The following is a 6196-nucleotide window of genomic DNA, read 5'->3' as shown; positions in this document are numbered from 1 at the left end:
GAACGGCACACCCTCCCCGGCCAAGTGTCGCACCACCCGGACGAACAGGTCCGGCGACTTGTCGAACTCCCATCGGTGGTTCCACAACAACCGCCGGGGCCCCGCCTCACGCTCCTCCGCCTCGCCAATCCAATCCAGCTCCACCCCCACCGGCAACACCACACTCCGCGCCCGAATCGCCTCGATACCCTCCACCGTCAGCCAGTTGTTCGGTTCCCGCGCCAGCTCCCCCAAGGCCCCCAAAAAGTCCACCCGGTGGAACGCCGAATTGAAGGCCACCACGTCCGCCGCCAGCGCGCTCCGGTAATTCACCTGCCCGAACCACGAATTGAACTTCGTGCCCCGCAACCGCGGATACGTCACCTGATTCTCGTGGAAATAGACCATCGCCGGCACCCCGCCAAGCCGCCGCCGCGTCAACGCGAGAAACTCCGCCAAATCCACCAAGTCCGTCGCGACCACGAAATCGAACGTCCCCGATACCCCCGCCAACTGCGCCGCCAGCTCCTCGGCCCCCCGTCGCATCCGCTTCCGCCACTCCCCGGCAGGCAGCCGCAACACCGTCCAGTCACACCGCGTGTGCCGAATCAGCCCATCGAGAAACGCCCGATGGCTACCCCCGTCGAAAGGCTGCAGAAAAAGCCCGCGCCGCATCCCCCGTCACACCTACCCCATCCGAACCAGCCCCCGGCCCGCCGTCCCCATCTCCCCCCGCTCCACCCACACATCCCCATGCCCACGCCCGAGGCCACCAGCCCGCAACCACCGCACCCCTCCCCACGCTCTCCCCTCCCCCCAGGTCATTCCTAGGTTGACTCCCGCCAGCGTCCGAACCACAGGGACCACCACGCTCACGGCGCCTCGCTCCGGCCCGGCTCCGGCGAACGCCCGCGCCAAGCCAACACCCGCGCCGAATTCCACATCGTCCGCCCATACCCAAGCACCAGCACCAGCCCCACCCCGAATGCCACCACCGCCCCACTCACCACCGCCGAGCCGACACTCTTGTACCAAGCGTGCGCAAGCAACGCACCCCCGCAGAACACCGCAGTCAGCGCATACACCGCCAACGTCACCCTCACCCCGGCAAGCCCGAACATCCGCTCGATCCGATCGTGAAAATGGTCGAAGTCCGCATGCATCGGGTGCCGCCCATCTAGAAACCGCCGGAGAAACGCCACCACCGTATCCAGCACCGGCAAACCGAGCGCCACCAGCGGGATGTACAGCGGCACCCGGCCCGTCTCGTCCAGCGCACCCGCCACGCTCAGCCCCGCGATCGTGAACCCCAAAAAATACGCCCCCGAATCGCCCAGAAATCGCCGCGCCCGCCCAATGTTGAACGGCAAAAAGCCCAGCGAAGCGCCGAACAACGCCGCGAACAACATCGCGATCAAGTTGTGGCCCAGATCCCACGCAATGAACGACAACGTCCCCGATACCATCGCCGCCATCCCAGCCGCCACCCCGTCCCGCCCATCCACCAGATTCACCGCATTCGTCACCAGCACCACCCACCCCACCGTCACCACCGGGTCCAACGGCCCCAACGCAACCGCCTCCCCACCCGGCAGCGTCATCCGCTCCACCCGAATCCCCGAGGCGTACAACGCCAGCGCAGCCAGCACGTGCGTCCCCAGCTTGAACCGCCAATCCAGATCGCGAAAGTCATCCCGGGCGCCCATCGCACAAACAATGCCGCCGCACACGCCCAGCACCAAAAACTGCTCCAGGTCCCCGTTCACGAACTCCCGCGCCTGCTCCGAAAACAGCGCCATCATGAACGGCGCCGCCACGAACCCCGCCAGAATGCTCAGCCCGCCAACGCGTGGCATCGCCTCCCCCCGCCGCCCGCGCTTCGTCGGCAGCCGCAGCACCCACGTCAGCGGCAGCGCCACCGCGAACGCCGCCGCCGCCGTCCCGAGCTCAAGCCACACGCGTCATCACCGGCATCAGCGACGCCATGCGCGCATGGTACGCCCCCCATGCCTCGCGGTCAGCCCCGCGTGCTCACCGCATGCGCCACCACCAGCCCGTCGTGCATCTCCAGAACGCGGTCCGCCATCTCCGCCATCGCCAAATCGTGCGTCACCATCAACCCCAGCTTGTCCCGCCCCTTCACCTCCGCAATCAGCGATTGCACCACCTGCTTCCCACGTGCCGAATCCAGACTCGCCGTCGGTTCATCGACCAACACCAGCTCCGGATCGTTCATCAACGCACGCGCAATCGCCACCCGTTGCCGTTCCCCACCGCTCAGCTCCGTCGCCAGCGCATCCCGCCGCGGCGTCAGCCCCAGCTCCTCCAACAACTGGTCCGCACGCGCCTTCGCCGCCCGCATATCCGAACCATTGATCCGCGCCATCACGAGCAAATTCTCCCGCGCCGTCAGAAACGGCAGCAAATTGTTCGCCTGGAACACGAACCCCACACGCCGCCTTCGATACTCCGCCAACGCCTTGCCCCGCAGCCGCGCAATGTCCGTCCCATTCACCAAAATCGAACCACGCGTCGGCGTCAGCAATCCCCCAATCATCGCCAGCATCGTCGTCTTCCCCGAACCGCTCGGACCCACGATCGCCACGAACTCGCCAGGCTCCGTCGCGAAACTCACCCCCCGCACCGCATGCACCGCCCGCTCGCCCTCGCCGTACACCTTCTCCAAGCTCTCGACCGCCAATCGAACACTCACCCGAAACCTCCTTTTCTTCACCCCGACACGGCCTACTGCTGCTGCCCCAGCGCAATGATCGGGTCCACCTTCGCGACCTGCCGTCCCGAGAACAGCACCCCGACAAGAGCCATCGCCAGCAACAACACACTCGTCGTCACGAACGTCCCCGTCGTGAACGCAATCGGCACCGGGTCCGGCGCCTGCTTGATCCCCTCGTTCGTCAGCCACGCCAGCGGCACCGCCACCACCACACCCCCCAGGCCGATGAGCAAAGCCTGAATCAGCAACTGCCGGAAGATGAACCCCGAAGTCGCGCCCACCGCCTTCAACACCCCGATCTGCGGCGTCTTCTGGATCGTCAACACATAGAAGAACACCCCGATCACCAGCCCGCCGATCAGATATCCAAAAACCCGCAGCGCCTGCACCGTCGACTGCTGCCCCGAAACCCCCTCGATATTCGCGAACGCCGTCCCCTTCGAAACCGCCTCCCAGCCCTCCCCACGCTTCCCCGCCAGTCCGTCACCCTTCAGCAGCACCACCGAAGCGACCGGCGTCGTCGCATCCACCCTCCCGTACTTCATCTCCTGCCACGTACTCCGCAGCATGTACACCGAAGGCTGGAAAAAGAACGCCCCCTCGTTCAGCTCCCCAACGATCGTGAATTCCCGCTCCTGCAGCCGCACACTCAAACGCACCGAATCCCCCACCCTCAGACCAGACGCCTTCAAGAACTGGCGATCCGCCAAGAGAGCATTCCCATCCTCGGGCGTCAGGCCCCGTCCGGCCGTCACCGGCGGCGCCCCGATCGTGCCCGGGTCGAACCCCAGCACCGCCGCCGACTTCACCCGCCCATCGTCCCGCCGGTAATTCACCGCCATATACCCGAGCGCAGCCGACTCTCGCGCCCCCGATTCCGTCCGAACCCGCTCCAACGTCTCCGCGCTCAGCTCCGAACGGATCACACTCAACCCAGCACGGTCCGAGTACGCAATCGCATCCGCATCGAAATTACGCAGCGCCCGGCCCGCCTGCTCGTTCAGCCCCACCCCCAGTCCATTGATCATCAACACCAAATAGCTGATCAGCGCCACGATCACCCCGATCAGCGCGAACTGCAGCTTCCGTCGCCGAATCTCCAGAAAACCGATCACGAGCCAACCTCCTCCCCTTCCGGGGGACGTCGAATCGCATCGATCACCACATCGATGCACCGTTCCATCGAGACCTCCGCGCCGCCCGCGAAGCGCTCCGGCAGCATCGAAGGCATCAGACCGTGCCAAAAAAGCGTCGCCAACAACACATGCGTCACCGCCAGCGCGTCGACCTCCCCGCGCATCAGCCCAGCCGCCTGCGCAGCCACCAAGTACCGCCCAAGCTCCGCCGCCACCGCCTCGCTCGGACCGAGCAGCCATCCGCGAAACGAAGGCAGGTGCTCCCACTCCGCCATCGCAGTGCGCACCCCTCGGTTCGAAGCTGCGAACGCCCGCAACACCGACCGTAGAAACGGGCGAAGATCCCCGTCCAAGTCCCGAGGGATCACCGGCAGCGCCGCCGCCCCCAGCCGCGCCATCGCCTCCCCGTGGCCCCACTCCAGCGCCGCCCCGATCAGCTCCTCCTTGCTCGCGAAATGCCGGAAAAGCGTCACCTCGTTCACCCCCGCCCGCGCCGCAATCCGCCGCGTCGTCGCCCCGCGAAACCCCTCCTCGTCGAACACCTCGCGCGCCGCCCGGAGCAACCGTTCCCTCGCCGCGTCCACGCCACCCAGCCTATCATGTGAGTACTTACTTACAAGTATCCCGCCCCACCATTCCCCAGTACCATCACCCCGTGCTCCAGGAGCCCCATCTCCAACCGACGTCCACCACCCTGCCTCCCCGCGCCTCCCTCGTCGCTCCCCCAGGCGCCATCGCCACGCTCCACGCCGCCATCTGGATGGGCGGTGCCCACAGCCTTCTCGGCCAACCCCTCCAGCCCACAGCACTCGCCACCGCCTGGCTCGTCGATTGCGCCGGCGATATGCCCCAACCCTACCGCCAAACCGCAGCCCTCCATATCCCCTGCGTCTTCGCCGACCTCGAGGCCCACGCCCTCCCCACCCGTCACATCCTCCCCACCGTCGAGCTCCTCGCCGCCGCCATCACCGACCCCGCCACCTCGCCCACCGCCGTCTACATCATGTGCACCCACGGCATGAACCGGAGCGGCCTCCTCACCGCACTCCTACTCCGTCAGCTCGGCCTCGATGCCGACACCGCCATCGCCCGCATTCGTGCCGCCCGTCCCGGCGCCCTCTCCAACCGCTCGTTCCTCGAAATCCTCCATCGCACCTGAAGGCCGCTCCGCCCATCCCCCGGCCGCTCGCTCCACCAACAAGTCCGGCCGTCGCTCCCGCGTCCGCTTCACGCGCTGCTCCCGCCGCCAAGCCTCGATCCTCGCGTGGTGCCCGCTCAGCAACACCTCCGGCACCCTCCAGCCCCGGTACTCCGCCGGTCGCGTGTACTGCGGATGCTCCAGCAGCCCATCCGCGAACGACTCCTCCACCGGCGAAGCCGCATCCCCCAACGCCCCCGGAAGATGACGCGACACCGCATCGATCAGCACCATCGCCGGCAGCTCACCGCCCGTCAAAACGTAGTCACCGATCGAAATCTCCCGGTCCACGCAGTGTTCCACGAACCGCTCGTCCACCCCCTCGTACCTCCCGCAGACCAGAATCAGCCGCGGCTCCGCCGCCAGCTCCCGCACCACCCGGTCCGTCAGCCGCTCCCCCGCCGGCGTCAAATACACCACCAGCCCGCGCTCCACCGCCAGCTCCCGAACGAAGCCCAGCGCCCGATCCAAAACGTCCACCCGCATCACCATCCCCTGCCCACCCCCGAACGGATAATCGTCCACCGTCCGATGCCGATCCGTCGCGTGCTCGCGAATATCATGAACAAAAAGCTCCAAAAGGCCCGCATCCCGCGCCCGCCTCACGATCGAAACATCCAGCGGCCCACGGAACGCCTCAGGGAACAGCGTCAACACATCGATACGCATCCCTTCCCACAATCCCCCATCCCGACCCGCCCCGCAACCCCGCTACCCCCCGGCCCCCGCCCCGTGGTCCACCGGCCCCGCCAACAACTCCACCACATGGTCCAGCAGCGGGAGCAAAACCTCCATCCCCTCACGCACCGCCTTCGGATTCCCCGGCAGATTCACGATCAACGTCCGCCCCCGCGTCACCGCCCTGCCCCGCGTCAGCGCCGCGAACGGCGTGTGCCGCAAACCATTCACCACCAACGCCACCTCGATACCCCGCACCTCCCGTTCCGCCACATCCAACGTCGCCTCCGGCGTCACATCCCTCGGCGTCAGCCCCGTCCCGCCCGTCGAAACCACCACGTCCGCCAGCGCCCCATCCGCCCACCCCCGCAACACCTCCGCAATCCGCTCCCGCTCGTCCGGCACCACCGCCCGAGCCACCACCACATGCCCCGCCGCACCCACCATCTCCGCAATCAGCGGCCCCCCCAG

Annotated in this window: 8 protein-coding genes; 1 reads left to right on the top strand and 7 read right to left on the bottom strand. The window is 67.2% G+C overall.

The window, feature by feature from the left end; all coding sequences use genetic code 11:
• The 5 genes from VAE53_RS09840 to VAE53_RS09820 all read right to left on the bottom strand — a co-directional run.
• Positions 1-654 (bottom strand): DUF3524 domain-containing protein (locus VAE53_RS09840; RefSeq protein WP_322819203.1); only part of this gene is annotated, 654 nt, incomplete at its 3' end.
• A gap of 197 nt (positions 655-851) precedes the next feature.
• Positions 852-1937, bottom strand: coding sequence for an MraY family glycosyltransferase (locus tag VAE53_RS09835; protein ID WP_322819202.1), 1086 nt, complete (start codon positions 1935-1937; stop codon positions 852-854).
• 59 nt (positions 1938-1996) lie between these two features.
• A complete protein-coding gene (locus tag VAE53_RS09830; protein ID WP_322819201.1) occupies positions 1997-2692 on the bottom strand; it encodes an ABC transporter ATP-binding protein in 696 nt (231 codons plus the stop codon).
• A gap of 32 nt (positions 2693-2724) precedes the next feature.
• A complete protein-coding gene (locus VAE53_RS09825) occupies positions 2725-3828 on the bottom strand; it encodes an ABC transporter permease (protein ID WP_322819200.1) in 1104 nt (367 codons plus the stop codon).
• On the bottom strand, positions 3825-4433 hold the full coding sequence (locus tag VAE53_RS09820; RefSeq protein WP_322819199.1) for a helix-turn-helix domain-containing protein: 609 nt from the start codon (positions 4431-4433) through the stop codon (positions 3825-3827). Before VAE53_RS09820 ends, VAE53_RS09825 begins: the two co-directional genes overlap by 4 nt.
• Positions 4434-4504: 71 nt before the next feature.
• Between VAE53_RS09820 and VAE53_RS09815 the strand changes: the two genes are divergently transcribed.
• A complete protein-coding gene (locus tag VAE53_RS09815) occupies positions 4505-5008 on the top strand; it encodes a hypothetical protein (RefSeq protein WP_322819198.1) in 504 nt (167 codons plus the stop codon).
• Here VAE53_RS09815 and trmD read toward each other — a convergent pair.
• Entirely contained in the window at positions 4898-5716 is an 819-nt protein-coding gene (gene trmD, locus VAE53_RS09810; RefSeq protein ID WP_322819197.1) for a tRNA (guanosine(37)-N1)-methyltransferase TrmD, read from the bottom strand. The two genes, VAE53_RS09815 and trmD, sit on opposite strands and share 111 nt — an antisense overlap.
• A gap of 42 nt (positions 5717-5758) precedes the next feature.
• Positions 5759-6196: MogA/MoaB family molybdenum cofactor biosynthesis protein (locus VAE53_RS09805; RefSeq protein ID WP_322819196.1), on the bottom strand; the 438-nt coding region annotated here is incomplete at its 5' end.

It is taken from the genome of Tepidiforma sp. (assembly GCF_034432735.1).
Lineage (GTDB): Bacteria > Chloroflexota > Dehalococcoidia > Tepidiformales > Tepidiformaceae > Tepidiforma.
Note: the sequence above shows the minus strand (reverse complement) of the source record. Positions and strands in the feature narration are given on the sequence as shown.

What these genes read in the sequence shown, in the direction of transcription:
- trmD (WP_322819197.1), bottom strand. Translation starts at nt 5,716, where the DNA reads ATGCGTATCGATGTGTTGACGCTGTTCCCTGAGGCGTTCCGTGGGCCG.